Origin of the sequence: Janthinobacterium fluminis (assembly GCF_028595325.1) — a bacterium.
GTDB lineage: Bacteria > Pseudomonadota > Gammaproteobacteria > Burkholderiales > Burkholderiaceae_D > Janthinobacterium > Janthinobacterium fluminis.
This window is the reverse complement of record NZ_JAQQXR010000004.1, coordinates 399,608-420,101: the sequence shown is the minus strand read 5'-3', so window position 1 is coordinate 420,101 and position 20,494 is coordinate 399,608. Positions and strand designations below refer to the sequence as shown.

Genomic DNA, 20,494 nt, shown 5'->3' with positions numbered 1-20,494 from the left:
ACCTTGATGCGGCCGAGCGTGACTATCGTTGGCGGGGTATCCGATGACTATCGACGCAGCGCTGACAGTGCCGGTGGAGCAACCGTTCTTTAATCATTTTTTCTTGGCCCGGCAGCCAATTTTAAACCGTGACCAGCGTCTGGTGGCGTATGAGTTGTTGTTCCGCGATGCCCATTCGACGGTCGCCGATATCGTCGACGACGCGGCCGCGACGGCCTCCGTGATCGCCCACGCCTCCGAGCTGGGCATGGAGCATGTCGTGGGCCAGCAACTCGCCTACATCAACGTCGACACGGTCGCCTTGATGAGCGACTTCATCCGTTTTCTCCCCAACAGCAAAGTCATCCTGGAAATCCTGGAAACCGTGAAGGCGACGCCGGAGGTGCTGGCGCGCGTGCGCGAGTTGAAGTTGGCCGGTTTTCGGTTTGCCCTCGACGATGTGGTGTCCGCCACGGACGATGTGCAAAAGCTGGCGCCGCTGGTCGATGTGATCAAGGTCGATATCCAGCACATGCCGGCCGATGCGCTGGCGACGCTGGCGCTGCTGCTCAGCGGTTCGCGGCAAAAGCTCCTGGCTGAAAAGGTCGAGACGCTGGCCCAGTTCAAGCAGTGCCTGGAGTTGGGCTTCGAGTTTTTCCAGGGCTATTATTTTGCCCGCCCCGTCATCTTGAGCGGCAAGAAGATCGCCCCGTCCGAGCTGGCCATCCTGCATTTGCTCGACCTCATCAACGCCGAGGCCGACAACGTCGAAATCGAGCGCTGCATCAAGCACGACGCCCTGATCAGCCTGAACCTGCTGCGTTTGGTGAACACGCCGGCCGTCGGCGCCCGCGTGCGCATCGACACGCTGGGCCAGGCCTTGATGGTGCTGGGCCGGCGGCAGTTGCAGCGCTGGCTGCAAATACTCTTGTATGTGAAGCCGGGCACGGCCCAGCAATTCACGTCGCCCCTGTTGCAGCTGGCCACGACGCGCGGCAAGTTGCTGGAGTTGATGACGGAGAAGCTGCGCCCCGGCCGGCGCACCTGCGCCGACGTCGGTTTTACGGTCGGCATCATGTCGCTGATGGATGCGCTGTTTTCCATGCAGATGCGCGACGTCGTCTCCAGCGTCAAGGTGCAAAACGAGGTGCGCGACGCCTTGCTGTTCCGCCACGGCGACTATGGCAGCATGTTGAACTTGATCGAGCGCGTCGAGAACGCCGAGTGCGGCCCCGAGCTGGTCGCCATCCTGGCCGCGCTACGCTTGTCGACGGCCGATTTGAACGCGATCCAGATCGCCGCCTTCGAATGGGTCAACGACTATGTGGAAGGCGTCAGCCTGCCCCATTGATCACTGCGCCAGCAGCAGGAACACGGTGGGTTTCTTGTGGAAGTCGGGGGCCTTGCCGGCGCCCAGCTGGCTTTTCCATTGCGCCCCCGTCATCGTCTTGATGGTTTCCGTTTCCAGGCTGAGGTCGGTGGCGACGCAGATCAGCGTGCCGGCCTGGCAATGGCCGACCAGCGCTTCCAGCATGGCCGCGTTGCGGTAGGGCGTCTCGATAAATAGCTGGGTCTGCTTTTCCGCGCGCGAGCGGTTTTCCAATTCCTTGATGCGTTTGGCGCGCAGCGCGGCGTCCGTCGGCAGGTAGCCGTTGAAGGCGAAGCTTTGGCCGTTCAGGCCGCTTGCCATGACGGCCAGCAGCAGGGACGAGGGGCCGACCAGGGGTTTGACGGTGATGCCGCGCTGGTGTGCCAGGCGCACCAGGTCGGCGCCGGGGTCGGCCACGGCCGGCACGCCGGCCTCCGAGACGAGGCCGGCGTCCTGGCCGGCCAGCAGCGGCGCCAGCAGGCCGGCCAGGGCTTGCGCCGGGGTGTTGACGTTCAGTTCGGCGATGGCGATTTCCTGCAGCGGCTTGGCGAGCGGATGCTTGACGGCGATCAGCTTCAGGAAGGCGCGCGCCGTCTTGGCGTTTTCGGCGACGAAGTAGTCGAGGCGCGCGGTGATGGCGCGCACGTGCTCGGGAATGATGTGGGCGAGGGCGTCGTCGGCCTGCCCGCCGCTGCCGAGGGTGTTGGGGATCAGGTACAGGGTGCCGCTGGTGGTGGTGGTCATGTGCTCGTGTATAAAAAAATGGCGTGGCGTTTCAGGCGGTGAAAAAGGCGATGCCGGCGTTGCGCAGCATGCCCGTCAGGGCGATCAGCGGCAGGCCGGTCAGCGCGGTCGGGTCGTCGCTGTCGATTTTTTCCAGGATGGCGATGCCCAGGCCCTCGTTCTTGGCGCTGCCGGCGCAATCGTAGGGCTGTTCGATGCGCAGGTAGGCGTCCAGCTCGGCGTCCGGCAGGTCGCGCACGGCGACGACGGTCTGGACGTCTTGTATTTGCACCAGGGGCACGCTGTGGCGGCCGTCCAGCACGCACAGCGCCGTGTGGAAGACGGTGCGGCGCCCGCGCATCTTTTGCAATTGCAGCAGGGCGCAGGCGTGGTTGCCCGGTTTGCCGATCTGCTCGCCGTCCAGCGTGGCGACCTGGTCGGAGCCGATGACGATGCTGCCGGGGTGTTTGTCGAGCACGGCGGCGGCCTTGGCGTGGGCCAGGCGCAGCGCGGTCGCGCCCGGCGTTTCGCCGTTCAGCGGGCTTTCGTCGACGTCGGGCGCGGCGACGTCGAAGGGCAGGCGCAGGCGGGCGAGTAATTCCTTGCGGTAGGTGGAAGTGGAGGCAAGAATCAAGCGGGGAGGGTGTGAAGTTGGTATCATTGCGTATTCGGTGGCGACAAAGATTGCCGCGTAGGGGGAAATGCCATAAACTTGGCGCCTGGCCGCACGGCAGGCAGTAAAATAATCTGCCCGGCCTTTGACTCGGCGGTGAAAACCCTGTTATTATCGCAGGTTTTCCGGGGAAATTTTCTACCAATGAATGCTTTTGTGATCGACGCCTTTGAATTTTGTCGCATCAACGGGAGCCGCGAGGGTGTCACGCCCGTCGCCGAAATGACCCGGTTGATCAAGGATTGCGCTGACGCGTCCGGCACGCTTGCCTGGCGCATCGAGGGTGGCACCAGCCAGATGGGCTACCCGCAACTGACTCTGTCGGTGTCCGGCACTGTTCAGCTCGTGTGCCAGCGTTGCCTGAGCCCGTATGCTTACCCCATCGACGCCTCGACCATCCTGATGCTTGGAAAGGATGACGAGCACGCCGATGAGATCGAAGAAACTATCAACGATGAAAGTATCGACGTCATCGTCGGCAGCCGCGCGATGAATGTCGCCGACCTGATCGAGGATGAAGCCTTGCTGGCCTTGCCGCAAGTGCCCAAGCACGAGGTCTGCCCGGATACGGCCCTGCTGGACGCGGCGAAGACGGAGAAGAAGTCGCCTTTCGCCGGCCTGAAAGACTTGAAGACAGAATAAGTAGCAGTAAAGAACGTGTCAAACGCGTGTGGTAATCGAGTATGGCAGTGTGTAGTGCAATGTAGTAGGTGTTAAACGATGTCGGTAAGGTAACTGCTTTGCCGCTGGGATACTCGATTCGCATGTATTTGCTAGTCGAATGTGCTAAAATTTTAGAACTTATGTATTAGGAGTCATCACCATGGCAGTTCAACAGAACAAGAAAACCCCTTCCAAGCGCGGCATGCACCGTTCGCACGACTTTTTGGTCGCGCCGCAATTGAGCGTCGAGCCAGTCACTGGCGAAACGCACATGCGTCACCATATCAGCCCTAACGGCTTCTATCGTGGTCGCAAAGTGCTCAAAACCAAAAACGACGAGTAATCGACGTTTTTGTTGGGTAAGATGGAAGCGGTGTTGCGTGGTTTTTCGGCGTGGCGCCGCTTCTTCTTTTTCATCGGCTGCAATCCTCTTTTGCACACCGTCATTTTGAATCACGCTGACTCTGGCCGGCTCATGCGCCTGCATACGCCCAAGTCCGATTCACATCTTGCCGCAGCATTTCCCCAGCGGTACTGAATCAAAACAATGACAATCAAAATCTCTATCGACTGCATGGGCGGCGACCACGGTCCTTCCGTCACAATTCCTGCAGCAATTTCCTTTGTAAACAGCGAGCCCGGCGCCGAGTTGATCCTCGTCGGCATGGAAGACGTCATCCGCGCTGAATTAAAGAAGCACAAGGCCGACGCGCATCCGCGCCTGTCGATTGTGCATGCTTCCGAACAAATTACCATGGACGATACCCTCGAAGTGGCCTTGCGCCGCAAGAAGGATTCGTCGATGCGCGTGGCGATCGAGCTGGTCAAGGACGCCAAGGCCCAGGCCTCCGTCTCGGCCGGCAACACGGCGGCCCTGATGGCCGTCTCGCGCTACGTGCTCAAAACCATGGCCGGCGTCGACCGGCCCGCCATCTGCAGCATCCTGCCGAACCAGAAGGACGGCCCGACCTATATGCTGGACCTGGGCGCGAACGTCGACTGCGAGCCCCACCATCTGCACCAGTTCGCCATCATGGGTTCCGTGCTGGTGGCGGCCATGGAGGGCATCGCCCGCCCGACCATCGGCCTGCTGAACGTGGGCACCGAGGACATCAAGGGTAACGACGTCGTCAAGCAGACGGCCAAGCTGTTGCAGGCCGACCATGAGCGCGGCGCCCTGAACTTCTTCGGCAACGTCGAGGGCAACGATATCTTCAAGGGCACCACCGACATCGTCGTCTGCGACGGTTTCGTCGGCAACGTCACCCTCAAGGCCATCGAGGGCATGGCGCGCTTCTTCAAGGGCGTCGTCTTCAGCGAATTCAAGCGCAACCCGCTGACGATGCTGGGCGCGCTGATCGGCCGCGGCGCGCTGCGCGCCATCGCCAAGCGCCTCAATCCCTCGCGCTACAACGGCGCCAGCCTGCTGGGTTTGCGCGGCCTGGTCATCAAGAGTCATGGCGGCGCCGACGCCTATTCCTACGAGTGGGCCATCCGGCGCGCGTTCGAGGCGGCGAAAAACGATGTGCAGGCACACCTGTCGACGATGATCGCCGAACTGATGCCGCGCGTGCCGGCGCAGGAAGAACCAAGCTCAACAATTTAGTGGACGGGTAATCGCATGACTCTGTACAGCAAAATTATCGGCACCGGCAGCTACCTGCCGCAGCGGCGCGTCACCAACCAGGACTTGACCGAGCAGTTGGCGGCCAAGGGCATCGAAACCTCGGACGAGTGGATCGTCTCGCGCAGCGGCATTCGGGCGCGCCATTACGCGGCGCCCGAGCAAAACGCCTCCGACCTGGGCGTGGCGGCGGCGCGCAACGCCCTGCAGATGGCCGGCCTGCAAGCGGATGCGCTGGACTTGATCATCGTCGCCAGCTCGACCCCCGACTTCTTCGGCAGCTTCCCCAGCACCGCCTGCATCATCCAAAACAAACTCGGCATCACCAACCACTGCGCGGCCGTCGACGTCCAGGCTGTGTGCAGCGGCTTCGTCTACGCCGTCGCCGCCGCCGACAGCTTCATCAAATCGGGCATGCACAAGAACGTGCTGGTGATCGGCGCCGAAGTGTTTTCGCGCATCCTCAATTTCGACGACCGCGGCACCTGCGTGCTGTTCGGCGACGGCGCCGGCGCCATCGTGTTGACGGCCTCGACGGAGCCGGGCATCCTGGCCGCCAAGCTGCACGCGGACGGCAGCCACGCGAACATCCTCAGCGTGCCCGGCAGCGTCGCCGGCGGCGCGCTGGCCGGCAGCGCCTTCCTGCACATGGATGGCCCGGCCGTGTTCAAGCTGGCCGTGTCCGTGCTGGAAAAAGTCGCCGTCGAAGTGCTGGAGCAGGCGCAGATGTCGGCCGCGCAGATCGACTGGCTGATTCCGCACCAGGCGAATATCCGCATCATGAACAGCACGGCCAGGAAGCTCGGCCTGCCGCTGGAAAAGATGGTCGTCACCGTCGACCAGCACGGCAACACCTCGGCCGCCTCGATTCCGCTGGCGCTCGACATCGCCGTGCGCGACGGCCGCGTCAAGAAGGGCGACAACGTCATGATGGAAGGCGTCGGTGGCGGCTTCACCTGGGGCGCCGTGCTGGCGAGAATGTAAAAGAAAACCAGCCGGGGGCGGACGCCGATTTCCGGGCCGGATGGCCGGGAAAGCGGCGCCCGTCCCCGCACTATCACACTGGAAGAGAGAGGCCCAGCATGACTAAATTTGCATTTGTTTTTCCCGGTCAAGGTTCGCAAGCGCTTGCGATGCTCGACGGTTTCGCCGGCAACCCGGTGGTTGCGCAAACCGTCGCCGAGGCGTCCGAAGCCTTGCAGTTTGACTTGGGCAAGTTGATCGCCGCAGGTCCGAAAGAGGAACTGGACCTGACCACCAACACCCAGCCGGTGATGCTGACGGCCGCCGTCGCCTTCTACCGCGCCTGGCTGGTCGCCGGCGGCGCCTTGCCGGCGCTGGTCGCCGGCCACAGCCTGGGCGAGTACTCGGCCCTGGTGGCCGCCGGCGTCATCGCCTTCAAGGATGCCGTGCCGCTGGTGCGCTTCCGCGCCCAGGCGATGCAGGAAGCCGTGCCCGTCGGCCAGGGCACGATGGCCGTCGTGCTCGGCCTGTCGGACGACGCCGTGCGCGCCGTCTGCCTGGCGGCGCGCGGCGCCGACCCGGCCGCCGTGGTCGAGCCGGTCAATTTCAACGCCCCCGCGCAAGTGGTCATCGCCGGCCACACGGCCGCCGTCGAGCGCGCCTGCGAACTGGCCAAGGCCGCCGGCGCCAAGCGGGCCATGAAGCTGCCGGTGTCGGCGCCTTTCCATTCCTCGCTGCTGAAACCGGCCTCGGACCGCCTGCAAGCCTATATGGCCGACCTGCATTTCGCCGCGCCGACGATCGCGCTGATCAACAACGTCGACGTGGCCGTCGTCAGCGACCCGGCCGGCATCAAGGATGCGCTGGTGCGCCAGGCCGCCAGCCCCGTGCGCTGGGTCGAGACGATGCAGAAGGTCGCCGCCGAAGGCATCACCCAGGTGGTCGAGTGCGGCCCCGGCAAGGTCTTGATGGGCTTGACGAAACGCATCGACCCGGCCCTGGTCGGCGACGCCATCGTCGACCAGGCGTCTTTGGAGCGCTTGCTGACATCGCTCAACTGAGTTTTGCCCGCTTGATGCAGTATCCACACTTAGCGAAGGACATTCATGAATTTAGTTAATCAAGTTGCGCTGGTCACGGGCGCCTCGCGCGGCATCGGCCGCGCCATCGCCGAAGAGCTGGCCCGCCAGGGCGCCAAGGTGGTCGGCACGGCCACCACCGAGGCGGGCGCGGCCGCCATTTCCGCCTACCTGGCCGCCATCGGCGCCGACTGCGGCCGGGGCGTCGTGCTGGACGTGACGGACGCGGCGCGCTGCGGCGCCGTCGTCGAGGAAGTGCAAAAGACCTATGGCAGCCTGTCGGTGCTGGTCAACAACGCCGGCATCACGCAAGACCAGTTGGCCATGCGCATGAAGGACGAGGAGTGGGACAGTGTCATCGCCACCAATCTGTCGGCCGTCGGTCGCCTGTCGCGCGCTGTGCTGCGCGGCATGATGAAGGCCAAGGCCGGGCGCATCATCAGCATCACTTCGGTGGTGGCCTCGTCGGGCAATCCGGGACAGATGAATTACGCGGCGGCCAAGGCCGGCGTCGAGGGCATGAGCCGGGCGCTGGCGCGCGAAATCGGCAGCCGCAACATCACCGTCAATTGCATCGCGCCGGGCTTCATCGACACGGACATGACCAAGGGCCTGGGCGCCGAGCAGCACGCGGCCCTGCTGACGCAAATTCCGCTGGCGCGCCTGGGCACGCCGGCCGATATCGCTGCGGCCTGCGCCTTCCTGGCCTCGCCGCAGGCGGCGTATATCACCGGCACGACGCTGCACGTGAACGGCGGCATGTACATGAATTGATGCGGCGGCCCGGCCGCGGCCCGTCCCGCGCGCGTGGGGCGGGGCGCTTTTCCGGGCATTCACATCTTTTAGCAGCAGGTTCGGTAGAGTTAGCAGCAAACACCGAAATTAGTATTCGAAGGCGCAAACCTGATAAAATGCGCGCACTTTCCGTAACACACACAATGGAGCCATAACATGTCGGATATCGAACAACGCGTTAAGAAAATCGTCGCTGAGCAACTGGGCGTTGCAGAAGCAGACATCAAGATCGAATCCTCGTTCGTCGACGACCTCGGCGCCGATTCGCTCGATACCGTCGAGCTGGTCATGGCACTGGAAGACGAATTCGAAATGGAAATCCCGGACGAGCAAGCTGAAAAGATCACCACCGTGCAACAGGCTATCGACTACGCCACTGCACACGTTAAGGCCTAAGGCTGTTTGACCGACTTCAGGAGAATCGCTTGAGCCGTTCTAAAAACCGTCGTGTAGTGATCACCGGACTGGGCTGCGTTTCACCTGTCGGCAATACCATTGCCGAGGCGTGGAGCGCCATCATCGAGGGGAAATCGGGCATTGCCAACATCACCAAGTTCGATGCGCAGCCCTTTACGACCCACTTTGCCGGCGAAGTCAAAGGCTTCAATATCGAGGATTACATCCCCGGTAAGGACGCCCGCCATATGGATACCTTCATCCATTACGGCATGGCCGCCGGCATCCAGGCGATGCAGGATTGCGGACTGGTGGTCACCGAGGAAAACGCCGAGCGCATCGGCGTCATCATCGGTTCCGGCATCGGCGGCTTGCCGCTGATCGAGGAGACCAAGTCCGACTATGAGAAGCGTGGCCCGCGCCGCATCTCGCCATTTTTCGTGCCCGCCTCGATCATCAATATGATCTCCGGCAACCTGTCGATCAAATATGGTCTGAAGGGCCCGAACCTGGCGATCGTGACCGCGTGCACGACCGGTTTGCACAGCATCGGCGCGGCCGGGCGCATGATTGAGTACGGCGACGCCGACGTCATGATCGCCGGCGGCGCGGAATCGACCGTGTCGCCGCTGGGTCTGGGCGGTTTCGCCTCGGCCCGCGCGCTGTCGACCCGCAACGACGACCCGGCGACGGCGTCGCGTCCGTGGGACCGCGACCGCGACGGCTTCGTGCTGGGCGAGGGCGCCGGCGTCATGGTGCTGGAAGAGTACGAGCACGCGGTGGCCCGCGGCGCGAAGATCTACGCCGAATTGCTGGGTTTCGGGATGAGCGCTGACGCTTATCACATGACCTCGCCGCTGGAAGATGGCAGCGGCGGCAGCAAGTCGATGATCAACGCGCTGGCGAACGCCGGTGTCAATCACGACCGCGTCGACTATGTCAACGCGCACGGCACGTCGACCCCGCTGGGCGACGCGGCCGAGGTGATGGGCATCAAGCGCACCTTCGGCGACCACGCCGGCAAGCTGGTGGTGAACTCGACGAAGTCGATGACCGGCCACTTGCTGGGCGGCGCGGGCGGCCTGGAGGCGGTGTTCACCGTGTTGGCGATGCACCACCAGGTGTCGCCGCCGACGATCAACATCTTCAATCAGGATCCCGTTTGCGATCTCGATTTCTGCGCCAACACGGCGCGCTCGATGAAGATCGACATCGCGGTGAAAAACTCGTTCGGCTTCGGCGGCACCAACGGTACGCTGGTTTTCGGTAAGGTTTGAACTTTTTAGCGCTCACTCCGGTCCAACCGGATGAGCGCTGATTCGGTGCTGGCGCTCGCCAGCACCTGAATTTGCCCGGCATGTCGCCGGCGCGCCTGTGTTATTCCCTTTTAAAGCTGTGCCATGTCGATAGCGGTGTCTGCCTTGCTGCGTCCGTCCGTTTCCCTGCGCCTGTTGTCGGCCGGCGTCGCCCTGTGCGCGCTCGGCGCCGGCCTGGCGCTGGCCCGCGGCGGCTTCCTGTGGGCGCTGCCGGGCGGCGCCGCCAGCGCGCTGGCGGGGCTGCTGGGCTTGCTCGCCCAGGCCCGCGCGGCGCGCGCCACAAAGCCGCAGCGCCTTGATATTTCCGGTGTCGGACAAATTCGCCTGACGGTATACCAAGGCAGGACGGGCGCCGCCACGCTCTTGCCGGGCTCGACGCTGTGGCCCGGCCTCCTGCTGCTGCGCCTGCGCTGCGAGGACGGCGCCACCCGGTCGCTGCCGCTGTGGCCCGGCACGGTCGGCGGCGCGGCCTTCCGGCCGCTGGCCGTCGCCTGCCGCCTGATCGCCGTGCGCGGCGGCGAAATGGAATAAAAAAATCCGAAATTACTGAACTTCTTGCAGCGGGCCAACTCTATACCAATAACAGCGCCCACGCTGCATGCTACCAAGGATATTGGGAGTGAGGACAGAACGTGAGTGTGATCAGCTACTGGTCGAGCGTGTCCAGTCAGGCGACAAGCGGGCATTTGACGTCCTGGTGTCAAAGTATCAGCGCAGGCTGATGCGGTTGGTGTCGCGCCTCGTGCACGACCCGGCGGAGGCCGAAGATGTGGTTCAAGAGACATTTATCAAAGCGTACCGGGCCTTGCGGCATTTCCGCGGCGACTCCGCGTTTTACACGTGGTTGTACCGGATCGGCATCAACACCGCGAAGAACTTCCTCGTCACCCAGGGGCGGCGCACGCCGACATCCACCGACACGGACGCCGAACAGGCCGAAGCCTTCGACGACGGCGAGAATTTGCGCGACATCAACACGCCCGAGTCCATGCTGGCCAGCAAGCAGATCGCCGAAACCGTCAATGCGGCGATGGACTTGCTGCCGCTCGAATTGCGCACCGCCATCGTGCTGCGCGAGATCGAAGGGCTCAGTTACGAGGAAATCTCCGCCATCATGGCTTGCCCCATCGGCACCGTGCGCAGCCGCATTTTTCGCGCCCGCGAGGTGATTGCGGAAAAATTGAAGCCTTTATTGGATATGCCGATTGACAAGCGTTGGTAAGACAGTGATTATTGGCAATAAGGCTGTGATTATTAGCAATAAAGCTGTTATTTTTTCAATGTTTGCCGGTGCCGGCCCTCATCCGCGCGTAACGCTCTTCAGATGGCAGGATATGTGATGGATACGCAAAAACAACTGCACGAAACGATCTCGGCGCTGGCCGACGGCGAACTGTCGGCCGACGAAGTCGAACTGGCCTTCGCGGCGCTCGACACGCCCGAGGGCAGGGCGGCCTGGAGCGCGTACCACCAGATCGGCCATACGCTGCGCTCGGACGATTGCGGCGCCGAATTGAGCGAGGGTTTCGCGGCGCGCATGGCGGCCCGGCTGGCCGCCGAGGCGCCGCTCGGCCCGCCCGTGGCCGCCCCCCTCGACGCCGGCGCCGACGCCGCCGCGCCGGCGGCCGACCGGGCCGCCAGCCTGCCCTGAGCGCCGGCCCGGCGCCTCACTACCTTCCCCTTGAAAAACCTGCGCCGCCGCACAACATCTTGTGCGTGCGGCAAGTTCTGATTTCGCTTAACATGTCTGTAGCTTTCTCCCGCCTGGCTTGCGCCGCGCGGCGACGGGGCGGCCGCGTACTATCCGATGATACTCAACCGATACTTTCTATGACCAATACAATCTCTGTTGCCAGTAAAACGCTTTCCGCGCTGCTCATCGGCGCCGGCGTGTTGTTCGCCCCCGCAGCGCTCGGCCTGGCGCCGGCGGCCCAGGCCGCCGCGGCCGTGGCCGGTTTGCCCGATTTCACCGACCTGATCGACAAGGTCGGCCCGGCCGTCGTCAACATCCGCACCACCGAGCGCCTGAAAATGGCCCGCGGCGGGCAGGGCGGCCCGGCCGACGAAGAGATGCAGGACTTCCTGCGGCGCTTCTTCGGCGGCGCCGCGCCGGCGCCGTCGCCGCGCCAGCAGGCGCCGCGCGGACGCCGCGGCGCGCCGCAGGACGAGCAGGTGCAGCGCGGCGTCGGCTCCGGCTTCATCATCTCGGCAGACGGCTATGTGCTGACCAATGCCCACGTCGTCGACGGCGCCGACGAGGTCTACGTGACGCTGACGGACAAGCGCGAATTCAAGGCCAAGGTGCTGGGCGCCGACGCCCGCACCGACGTGGCGCTGCTGAAAATCGACGGCGGCAACCTGCCGCGGCTGGCCATGGGCGACTCCGGCAAGATCCGCGTCGGCGAATGGGTCATCGCCATCGGCTCGCCGTTCAACCTGGAAAACACCGTCACGGCCGGCATCATCTCGGCCAAGTCGCGCGACACGGGCGACTACCTGCAACTGATCCAGAGCGACGTGGCCGTCAATCCCGGCAACTCGGGCGGGCCGCTGATCAATATGCGCGGCGAAGTCATCGGCATCAACTCGCAGATCGCCACCCTGTCCGGCGGCTACAACGGCATCTCCTTCGCCGTGCCGATCGACGAGGCGATGCGGGTCGGCGAACAACTGAAAAAATCCGGCAAGGTCACGCGCGGGCGCATCGGCGTCCAGATCGGCGAGCTGGGCAAGGACGTGGCCGAGTCGCTCGGCTTGAAGAACGCCCAGGGCGCGCAAGTGTCCATGGTCGAGCCGGGCGGTCCCGCCGACAAGGCCGGCATCAAGGCCGGCGACATCATCCTGAAATTCAACGGCACGGCCGTGGAGCGCTCGTCGGACCTGCCGCGCCTGGTTGGCGGCAGCGCCCTCAACAGCCGCGCCACCGTCACGCTGTGGCGCAAGGGCGCGCTGCAGGACGTCGCCGTCACCATCGTCGAACTGGAGGCGGACAAGGTCGCCAGGAAGGGCGGCGGCAAGGGCGCGGAGGCGGCGCCGGCGGCGAATGCCCTGGGCCTGGCCGTGAGCGACCTGAGCGTGGCCAAGAAGCGCGAACTGGCGCTCGACGCCGGCGTGCAGGTCGAGGCGGCCGACGGCGTCGCCGCGCGCGCCGGCCTGCAGCCGGGCGACGTCATTCTGCAGTTGAACAATGTCGAAGTGCGCGACGCCAAGCAATTCAACGCCGTCGTCGCCAAGCTCGATCCGAAGAAAGCCTCGGTGCTGCTGGTGCGGCGCGGCGAGGTGTCGCAATTCGTGTCGCTGCGGCCGTCGGCCAAGTAAGGCCGGCGCGGCAGTCCTCCCGGCCGGGGGCAGTGGCGGTGCGCCCCCGGCCTGTTTAGATTGAAGATCGTGATGAAATTTACCTTGTACTCGCGCAGTTATTGCCATTTATGCCAGGACATGCTGGACGCCCTGCAGGCGCTCAACGATCCGGCCCGGCCCTTCAGCGTCGACGTCATCGACGTCGACGCCGACCCGGCCCTGGTGGCCCGCTACGACGAGCTGGTGCCGGTGCTGTTCGGCGCGCTCGACGAGCCCGAGCTCTGCCATTACTTCCTCGACGCGGACAGGGTCGGCGCCTGGCTGGCGCGGCGCCGCGCCGCCGTATAAATATAGTTATTGCAACATTTCCGTCTTTGCAGCCCCGTTTTCCGGCCCGCCGCGCGTGAAAATGCAGGGCGCCGGCCGGGCCGGCGTCATAACACGGGCTTTCTACTCTGAAATCCGGTAAAATGGGAGAATCGAAAAAGCTTCTGTCTGCTGCAGTCGCTTCTGTCGCTTCAAAGGCGCTCGCCTGGGGCTCAACGCCCCGCTCGGAGCGCTTTTTTTATCATTGCAGGGAGTTCGCTCCGGCGGTGGCCCCCGGTCAGCAGTGTCGTCTTTCATACTTCGCATTTATATTTGTTAATGAACAACATACGCAATTTCTCCATCATCGCCCACATCGATCACGGTAAGTCGACGCTGGCCGACCGCATCATTCAATTGTGCGGCGGCTTGTCCGACCGCGAGATGGAAGCCCAAGTGCTCGATTCGATGGATCTGGAGCGCGAACGCGGCATTACCATCAAGGCGCAGACGGCGGCGCTGCAGTACAAGGCGCGCAACGGCGAGATCTATAATTTGAACTTGATCGACACGCCAGGCCACGTCGACTTCAGCTATGAGGTGAGCCGCTCGCTGTCGGCCTGCGAGGGCGCGCTGCTGGTCGTCGACGCCTCGCAGGGGGTGGAGGCGCAGACGGTGGCGAACTGCTACACGGCGCTGGACCTGGGCGTCGAGGTGGTGCCGGTGCTCAACAAGATCGACTTGCCGAACGCCGACCCGCCGAGCGCGATCGCGGAAATCGAGGACGTCATCGGTATCGACGCGGCCGACGCCGTGCATTGCTCGGCCAAGACGGGCCTGGGCGTGGCCGACGTGCTCGAATCGCTGATCCTGAAGGTGCCGCCGCCCAAGGGCGACCCGGACGCGCCGCTGCAGGCCCTGATCGTCGACTCCTGGTTCGACAACTACGTCGGCGTCGTCATGCTGGTGCGCGTGGTCAACGGCACGCTGAAGCCGAAAGAGAAGATTTTGCTGATGGCCAGCGGTTCCGTGAACCTGGTCGAAAGCATCGGCGTGTTCTCGCCCCGCTCCGTGTCGCTGCCGACCCTGTCGGCCGGGCAGGTGGGCTTCATCATCGCCGGCATCAAGGAATTGAAGGCCGCCAAGGTGGGCGACACCGTCACGCTGGCCAGCCGCCCCGCCAAGGAGCCGCTGCCGGGCTTCAAGGAAGTGCAGCCGCAGGTCTTCGCCGGCCTGTTCCCGGTCGAGGCCAACCAGTACGACGCGCTGCGCGACTCGCTGGAAAAGCTCAAGCTGAACGACGCCGCGCTGATGTACGAGCCGGAGGTGTCGCAGGCGCTGGGCTTCGGCTTCCGCTGCGGCTTCCTCGGCCTGCTGCACATGGAAATCGTGCAGGAGCGCCTGGAGCGCGAATTCGATATGGACTTGATCACGACGGCGCCGACCGTCGTGTACGAGGTGGTGTTGCGCGACGGTAGCATGATCAAGGTCGACAACCCGTCCAAGATGCCGGACCCGTCCAAGATCGAGGAGGTGCGCGAGCCCATCGTCATCGTCAATCTCTACATGCCGCAGGAATATGTGGGCTCCGTCATCACGCTGTGCATCGCCAAGCGCGGCATCCAGCTCGACATGAGCTACCACGGCCGCCAGGTCAAGCTGATCTATGAAATGCCGATGGCCGAGATCGTGCTCGACTTCTTCGACAAACTGAAGTCGACCTCGCGCGGCTACGCCTCGATGGACTACGAGTTCAAGGAATACCGCGCCGCCGACGTCGTCAAGGTCGACATGCTGATCAACAGCGAGCGCGTCGACGCGCTGGCCATCATCGTGCACCGCTCCAACAGCCAGTACCGCGGCCGCGCCGTGGCCGCCAAGATGCGCGAGCTGATCCCGCGCCAGATGTTCGACGTGGCGATCCAGGCGACCATCGGCGCCAACATCATTTCGCGCGAAAACGTCAAGGCGCTGCGCAAGAACGTGTTGGCGAAATGCTATGGCGGCGACATCAGCCGGAAGAAAAAATTGCTTGAAAAGCAAAAGGCGGGTAAAAAGCGCATGAAGCAAGTGGGCTCGGTCGAGATTCCACAGGAAGCGTTCTTAGCAATTTTACAAGTGGACGAGAAATGAGCCTGCAAGTCATCTTAGGGAATTTCGCTTTAATCCTGTTCGTGCTGATGGTGTTGACGGGCGTGATCTGGTGCCTCGACGTGTTCTACCTGGCCAAGCAGCGCCGCGCCGCCGCCGACCGGGCGCTGGCCGACTACGACGCCCGCAACGCCAGGCTGAGCGCCGAGGGCGTCAAGGCCGAGCACGGCGGCAGCCGCGCCACCATCGAGGCGGCGCTGCTGCGCCAGCCGACGTGGATCGAGTACTCGGGCAGCTTCTTCCCCGTCATCGCGGCCGTGTTCTTCCTGCGCTCCTTCCTCTACGAGCCCTTCAAAATCCCATCCGGCTCGATGGTGCCTACCCTCGTCATCGGCGACCTGATCCTGGTCAACAAGTTCACCTACGGCATCCGTTTGCCCGTGCTGAACAAGAAAGTGATCGACGTCAACGACCCGCAGCGCGGCGACGTGATGGTCTTTAAATACCCGCGCGATATGTCGCAAGACTATATTAAGCGCGTCATCGGCGTGCCCGGTGATAAAATCGCATATGAAAACAAGCGCTTGACGGTCAACGGCAAGGCCGTCGGCTACACGCCGCTGGACGATTACCTGGACGACGAGCAGCCGGTCTACCATAAGCAGTTGCAGGAAAACCTGGCCGGCGTGCCGCACCGCATCCTCAACGACGAGCCGGCGCCGACGCTCAATCTGCACCAGGTTTATGATTTCCCTAACAAGGAAGCGTGCGACTACAACGAGGATGGCTTCAGCTGCGTCGTGCCGGAAGGTAATTACTTTATGATGGGCGACAACCGCGACAACAGTGCCGACAGCCGTTATTGGGGTTTTGTGCCGAACAAGAACATCGTCGGCAAGGCTTTCCTGGTATGGATGAACCTGGGTAACCTGAAACGCATCGGCGGCATTCAATAAGCCAAAAGGGGAAGCGCATGGGCCGGACCGAACTACACCGTGGCAGGCAAGGGGGCATTTCCCTGGTCGGACTCATTGTCGTGCTGGCCATCGTCGGCTTCGTCGGCGTGCTCGGCCTGAAGATCGTGCCGACCTATGTCGAGTACCGGGCCATTTCCAACGGCATCAAACTGGCCAAGGCCGGCGGCAACACCGTGCGCGAAATCCAGGCGGCCTTCGACAAGAACGCCAGCGCCACCTATATCGAGACGATCACCGGCAAGGATCTGGTGATCGGCGCCGAAAATGGCGAGATCCAGGTGAGCTTCGCCTATGAAAAGAAAATCCCCCTGGTGGGGCCGGCCAGCCTGCTGATCGACTACAGCGGCAGCACGGCCCAGCCCGGCTCGGCCGGCCCCAAGCCGCGCGAATAAAGCGCCGGCACAACCCAAGACAGAACCGACAATGAATCTTCAGTTATTGCAAAACCGTTTAGGCTATACGTTCCAGGATGCTGGCCTGTTGCAGCAAGCCTTGACGCACCGTAGCCATAGCAGTTTGCATAACGAGCGGCTGGAATTTCTGGGCGACTCGATCCTGAACTGCGTCGTCGCCTCCATCCTCTACGAGCGCTTCGCGGCGATCGACGAGGGCGACCTGTCGCGGCTGCGCGCCAACCTCGTCAAGCAACAGTCGCTCTACGAAATCGCCCAAAAGCTGGAGCTCTCGCAGTTCCTCCGCCTGGGCGAGGGCGAGCTCAAGTCGGGCGGCTTCCGGCGCCCCTCCATCCTGGCCGACACGCTTGAGGCGCTGCTAGGCGCCATTTTTTTGGATGCCGGCTTCGACCCGGCGCGCGCCGTCATCCGCGCCTTCTACATCCCCATCCTCGACTCGGTCGACCCGCAAACGCTGGGCAAGGATGCCAAGACGCTGCTGCAGGAATTTTTGCAGAGCAAAAAAATCTCCCTGCCGCAATACAACGTCGTGGCCACCCACGGCGCCGCGCACAGCCAGGAATTTGAAATCGAGTGCCTGGTGCCGAAATTGGGCATCCAGGTCTACGGCCGCGGCGGCAGCCGCCGCGCCGGCGAGCAAGCCGCCGCCCGGCTGGCGCTGGACGTGGCCGAGCAGGCGCTGCTGAAAACCCCGGCCGCCGCGCGCAAAGCCAAACCCCGCGCCACCCAATTGAAACTGGCCGGCATCGCCACCGCACAGGGCGACGGCGAGGGCGCGGCCCAGCCGGCGCCCGCCAAGGCCGCCGACGCCAAGCCGGCCACCATTGCCCTTCACACTAAACAGAATCGACACTAGCATGACAGCCACCCCCACGCCCGCCAACTTCCGCTGCGGCTATATCGCCATCGTCGGCCGCCCGAACGTCGGCAAATCGACGCTGATGAACACCCTGATCGGCGCCAAGGTCAGCATCACCTCGCGCAAGGCGCAGACGACGCGCCACCGCATCACCGGCATCCAGACCGTCGAGGACGCCCAGTTCATCTACGTCGACACGCCCGGTTTCCAGACGCGCCACTCGAACGCGCTCAACAAGACGCTCAACAAGACCGTCACCAACACCCTCATCTCGTCGGACGTGATCCTGTACGTCATCGAGGCGGGCACCTTCGGCCCGGCCGACCAGCAGGTGATGGATTTGCTGCCGAAAGAGGTGCCCTGCATCCTCGTCATCAACAAGTCCGACCGCGTCAAGGACAAGGCCGTGCTGCTGCCGTTCGCGCAAAAGATCGCCGCCATGCGCGACTTCTCGGCCATCGTGCCGGTGTCGGCCAAGCTGCACTTCCAGCTGGACGGCCTGCAAAACGAGATCAAGCGCTTCATGCCGGAAAACGCCCCCATCTTCGGGCCGGACGACATCACCGACCGCAGCGAGAAATTCCTCGCCTCGGAAATCGTCCGCGAAAAACTCTTCCGCTTCGTCGGCGACGAACTGCCCTACACCAGCACCGTGCTGATCGAAAAATTCGAGCAGGAGGGCGATCTGCGCCGCGTCTTCGCCGCCATCCTGGTCGAGCGCGACACGCACAAGTCCATGATCATCGGTAACAAGGGCGCGCGCCTGAAGGAAGTCTCGACCCAGGCCCGCCTGGACATGGAAAAGCTCTTCGGCGGCCCCGTCTACCTGGAAATCTGGGTCAAGGTCAAATCCGGCTGGGCCGACAACGAAGCCGGTTTGCGCGCCTACGGCTACGAGTAAGGCGCGAGGGACGGTGCGACGCGCATGACCACCCAGACGCTCGACGCCCCAGCCGCCGCGCCGGCCGCCGCGCCGGCGCCGCGGCGCGCCCGCCCGCCGCAGCGCGACGGCCGCGTCGGCGGCCAGCCCGGCTTCGTGCTGCACAGCTATCCCCACAAAGAAACCAGCCTGATCGTCGACCTGTTCACGCGCGAGCACGGCCGCGTCGCCCTGGTCGCCAAGGGCGCCAAGCGGCCCCACTCGCAGCTGCGCGGCGTGCTGCAAACCTTCCAGCCGCTGTCGACCGGCTGGACCGGCAAATCCGAGCTGCGCATCCTCACCGGCGCCGAATGGGTGGGCGGCATGCTGCCGCTGGAACGGACCGCGCTGCTGTGCGGCTTCTACCTGAACGAACTGCTGGTCAAGCTGCTGGCCCGCGACGACCCCCATCCGGCCCTGTTCGACCACTACGTCGCCACGCTCAACCAGCTGGCGCACAACGAGCCGCCGCCCATCGTGCTGCGCAAATTCGAGCTGGCCCTGCTCAAAGAGACGGGCGTGGCCGCCGACCTGACGCGCTGCACCAGCACGCGCCAGCCGGTCGAGGCCGGCGCCGTCTACGTCGTCGACCCGGAGCGCGGCGCGCGCCTGGAGCGGGCCGCCGACGCCTGGCCCCGGGTCAGCGGCAAGACCCTGCTCGACATGGAGCGGGAAGACTACGCCGACCCGCTCACGCAAAGCCAGAGCAAGCTGCTGATGCGCTTCCTGCTGGCCCACCACCTGGGTGGCGCGCCGCTGAACACGCGCCAGATCCTGATCGACTTGATGCAGTTATAAACGACACCACACCATGAGCTTCCTGCAACCGTCCGGCCCGGTCATCGACCTGGGCGTCAACATCGACCACGTCGCCACGCTGCGCAACGCCCGCGGCACCGTCTACCCCGATCCGCTGCGCGCGGCGCTGCTGGCCGAACAGGCCGGCGCCGACGCCATCACCCTGCACCTGCGCGAAGACCGCCGCCACATCCGCGACGCCGACGTCATCGCCATCGCGCCGCAACTGCTGACGCGCATGAACCTGGAGGCGGCCGTGACGGCCGAGATGCTCGACTTCGCCTGCCGCATCCGCCCCTCCGACGTCTGCCTGGTGCCGGAAAAACGCCATGAGGTGACCACCGAGGGCGGCCTCGACGTGGTGCGCTACTTCAAGGAAGTGCAGGCCGCCGTCAAGCAGCTGCAAGGGGAGGGCATCCGCGTCAGCCTGTTCATCGACGCCGACGAGGCGCAGATCGCCGCCGCCGCCGAGGTCGGCGCGCCCGTCGTCGAACTGCACACCGGCCGCTACGCCGACGCCGAAGGCGCGGCGCAAGGGGCCGAACTGGCGCGCATCGAGGCGGGCGTGCTGGCCGGCGTGCGCCGCGGCCTGAAGGTCAACGCGGGCCACGGCCTACACTACAGCAACGTCCAGGCGATCGCGGCGATCCGCGACATCGCCGAACTCAACATCGGCCACGCCATCGTCGCCCACGCCGTCTTCGCCGGCTGGGAAAACGCCGTGCGCGAGATGAAGGCCATCATGGTCGCGGCGCGGCTGGGCGTAAAATGATCTACGGCATAGGCACCGACATCTGCCAGATCCCGCGCATCGAGGCGGCGCTGGCGCGCCACGGCGAGCGCTTCGCCAGGAAGATCCTGGGGCCGCAGGAACTGGAGAAATACCACGCCCGCGGCGCCAAAAACGCCGTGCGCGGCCTGCGCTTTTTGGCCACCCGCTTCGCCGCCAAGGAGGCGTTCTCGAAGGCCATCGGCCTGGGCCTGCGCATGCCGATGACTTGGCCGGCCGCGCAGATGCTCAACGCGCCCGGCGGCAAACCGCTGATCGTCTGCAGCGGCGTGCTCGACGAATTCATGCGGGCGAACCGGCTCACGGCGCAAGTGAGCATCAGCGACGAAGCGGAATACGCGGTCGCCTTCGTCATCGTCGAACAGGCGGCGTGACAGCCGGGGACAGACCACGATTTCCGGGGAAATCTTTCCCGGAAATCGTGGTCTGTCCCCAGCTTGTGGGGTTGAATTTTTTATGAG

Annotated in this window: 24 protein-coding genes; 22 read left to right on the top strand and 2 right to left on the bottom strand. The window is 64.1% G+C overall.

The window, feature by feature from the left end; all coding sequences use genetic code 11:
• Positions 1 to 43 precede the first annotated feature (43 nt).
• Positions 44 to 1,330, top strand: coding sequence for an EAL and HDOD domain-containing protein (locus OIK44_RS12765; protein ID WP_273671132.1), 1,287 nt, complete (start codon positions 44 to 46; stop codon positions 1,328 to 1,330).
• On the opposite strand, the gene OIK44_RS12760 is transcribed toward OIK44_RS12765, so the two are convergent.
• On the bottom strand, positions 1,331 to 2,092 hold the full coding sequence (locus tag OIK44_RS12760) for an SAM-dependent methyltransferase (RefSeq protein WP_273671131.1): 762 nt from the start codon (positions 2,090 to 2,092) through the stop codon (positions 1,331 to 1,333).
• A 31-nt stretch (positions 2,093 to 2,123) separates the two neighbouring features.
• Complete coding sequence (locus tag OIK44_RS12755) at positions 2,124 to 2,732, bottom strand: Maf-like protein (RefSeq protein ID WP_273671130.1); 609 nt, start codon at positions 2,730 to 2,732, stop codon at positions 2,124 to 2,126.
• A gap of 156 nt (positions 2,733 to 2,888) precedes the next feature.
• On the opposite strand from OIK44_RS12755, the gene OIK44_RS12750 reads away from it, so the two are divergent.
• From OIK44_RS12750 to acpS, 21 genes are all read left to right on the top strand, one after another.
• Positions 2,889 to 3,386, top strand: a complete 498-nt coding sequence (locus OIK44_RS12750; RefSeq protein WP_273671250.1) for a YceD family protein — start codon at positions 2,889 to 2,891, stop codon at positions 3,384 to 3,386.
• 181 nt (positions 3,387 to 3,567) lie between these two features.
• Entirely contained in the window at positions 3,568 to 3,750 is a 183-nt protein-coding gene (gene rpmF / locus OIK44_RS12745) for a 50S ribosomal protein L32 (RefSeq protein ID WP_034749653.1), read from the top strand.
• A 204-nt stretch (positions 3,751 to 3,954) separates the two neighbouring features.
• Positions 3,955 to 5,013, top strand: coding sequence for a phosphate acyltransferase PlsX (gene plsX / locus OIK44_RS12740; protein WP_273671128.1), 1,059 nt, complete (start codon positions 3,955 to 3,957; stop codon positions 5,011 to 5,013).
• Positions 5,014 to 5,028: 15 nt separating this feature from the next.
• On the top strand, positions 5,029 to 6,015 hold the full coding sequence (locus OIK44_RS12735; protein ID WP_273671127.1) for a beta-ketoacyl-ACP synthase III: 987 nt from the start codon (positions 5,029 to 5,031) through the stop codon (positions 6,013 to 6,015).
• A 98-nt stretch (positions 6,016 to 6,113) separates the two neighbouring features.
• On the top strand, positions 6,114 to 7,055 hold the full coding sequence (gene fabD / locus OIK44_RS12730) for an ACP S-malonyltransferase (protein ID WP_273671125.1): 942 nt from the start codon (positions 6,114 to 6,116) through the stop codon (positions 7,053 to 7,055).
• A 45-nt stretch (positions 7,056 to 7,100) separates the two neighbouring features.
• Positions 7,101 to 7,847, top strand: a complete 747-nt coding sequence (fabG, locus tag OIK44_RS12725) for a 3-oxoacyl-ACP reductase FabG (RefSeq protein ID WP_273671123.1) — start codon at positions 7,101 to 7,103, stop codon at positions 7,845 to 7,847.
• Positions 7,848 to 8,024: 177 nt separating this feature from the next.
• The gene (acpP, locus tag OIK44_RS12720) at positions 8,025 to 8,264 is read left to right on the top strand and encodes an acyl carrier protein (RefSeq protein WP_008449912.1); all 240 of its coding nucleotides are present in this window, start codon (positions 8,025 to 8,027) and stop codon (positions 8,262 to 8,264) included.
• Positions 8,265 to 8,293: 29 nt separating this feature from the next.
• Complete coding sequence (gene fabF, locus OIK44_RS12715; protein WP_273671122.1) at positions 8,294 to 9,541, top strand: beta-ketoacyl-ACP synthase II; 1,248 nt, start codon at positions 8,294 to 8,296, stop codon at positions 9,539 to 9,541.
• A gap of 123 nt (positions 9,542 to 9,664) precedes the next feature.
• Positions 9,665 to 10,111: a flagellar hook-length control protein gene (locus OIK44_RS12710; RefSeq protein ID WP_273671121.1), complete on the top strand. Its 447-nt coding sequence runs from the start codon at positions 9,665 to 9,667 to the stop codon at positions 10,109 to 10,111.
• An 88-nt stretch (positions 10,112 to 10,199) separates the two neighbouring features.
• Positions 10,200 to 10,802 carry an RNA polymerase sigma factor RpoE gene (gene rpoE, locus OIK44_RS12705; RefSeq protein ID WP_273671120.1) on the top strand — a complete coding sequence of 201 codons (603 nt, stop codon included), beginning with the start codon at positions 10,200 to 10,202 and terminating at the stop codon, positions 10,800 to 10,802.
• A 117-nt stretch (positions 10,803 to 10,919) separates the two neighbouring features.
• Complete coding sequence (locus OIK44_RS12700) at positions 10,920 to 11,231, top strand: sigma-E factor negative regulatory protein (RefSeq protein ID WP_273671119.1); 312 nt, start codon at positions 10,920 to 10,922, stop codon at positions 11,229 to 11,231.
• Positions 11,232 to 11,410: 179 nt separating this feature from the next.
• On the top strand, positions 11,411 to 12,898 hold the full coding sequence (locus tag OIK44_RS12695; RefSeq protein WP_273671118.1) for a Do family serine endopeptidase: 1,488 nt from the start codon (positions 11,411 to 11,413) through the stop codon (positions 12,896 to 12,898).
• A 72-nt stretch (positions 12,899 to 12,970) separates the two neighbouring features.
• Positions 12,971 to 13,228 carry a glutaredoxin family protein gene (locus tag OIK44_RS12690; RefSeq protein WP_273671117.1) on the top strand — a complete coding sequence of 86 codons (258 nt, stop codon included), beginning with the start codon at positions 12,971 to 12,973 and terminating at the stop codon, positions 13,226 to 13,228.
• Positions 13,229 to 13,525: 297 nt separating this feature from the next.
• Positions 13,526 to 15,319, top strand: a complete 1,794-nt coding sequence (gene lepA / locus OIK44_RS12685) for a translation elongation factor 4 (protein WP_273671116.1) — start codon at positions 13,526 to 13,528, stop codon at positions 15,317 to 15,319.
• Positions 15,316 to 16,233, top strand: a complete 918-nt coding sequence (gene lepB / locus OIK44_RS12680) for a signal peptidase I (RefSeq protein WP_273671115.1) — start codon at positions 15,316 to 15,318, stop codon at positions 16,231 to 16,233. Before lepA ends, lepB begins: the two co-directional genes overlap by 4 nt.
• 17 nt (positions 16,234 to 16,250) lie before the next feature.
• On the top strand, positions 16,251 to 16,646 hold the full coding sequence (locus tag OIK44_RS12675; RefSeq protein ID WP_273671114.1) for a DUF4845 domain-containing protein: 396 nt from the start codon (positions 16,251 to 16,253) through the stop codon (positions 16,644 to 16,646).
• 31 nt (positions 16,647 to 16,677) lie between these two features.
• Positions 16,678 to 17,523 carry a ribonuclease III gene (rnc, locus tag OIK44_RS12670; RefSeq protein ID WP_273671113.1) on the top strand — a complete coding sequence of 282 codons (846 nt, stop codon included), beginning with the start codon at positions 16,678 to 16,680 and terminating at the stop codon, positions 17,521 to 17,523.
• A 1-nt stretch (position 17,524) separates the two neighbouring features.
• Positions 17,525 to 18,427 carry a GTPase Era gene (era, locus tag OIK44_RS12665; RefSeq protein WP_273671112.1) on the top strand — a complete coding sequence of 301 codons (903 nt, stop codon included), beginning with the start codon at positions 17,525 to 17,527 and terminating at the stop codon, positions 18,425 to 18,427.
• Between the two features lie 24 nt (positions 18,428 to 18,451).
• The gene (recO, locus tag OIK44_RS12660) at positions 18,452 to 19,243 is read left to right on the top strand and encodes a DNA repair protein RecO (RefSeq protein ID WP_273671111.1); all 792 of its coding nucleotides are present in this window, start codon (positions 18,452 to 18,454) and stop codon (positions 19,241 to 19,243) included.
• 13 nt (positions 19,244 to 19,256) lie between these two features.
• The gene (gene pdxJ / locus OIK44_RS12655) at positions 19,257 to 20,015 is read left to right on the top strand and encodes a pyridoxine 5'-phosphate synthase (RefSeq protein WP_273671110.1); all 759 of its coding nucleotides are present in this window, start codon (positions 19,257 to 19,259) and stop codon (positions 20,013 to 20,015) included.
• The gene (gene acpS, locus OIK44_RS12650) at positions 20,012 to 20,407 is read left to right on the top strand and encodes a holo-ACP synthase (protein WP_273671109.1); all 396 of its coding nucleotides are present in this window, start codon (positions 20,012 to 20,014) and stop codon (positions 20,405 to 20,407) included. The genes pdxJ and acpS overlap by 4 nt, the downstream gene beginning before the upstream one ends.
• The last annotated feature ends 87 nt before the right edge of the window (positions 20,408 to 20,494 follow it).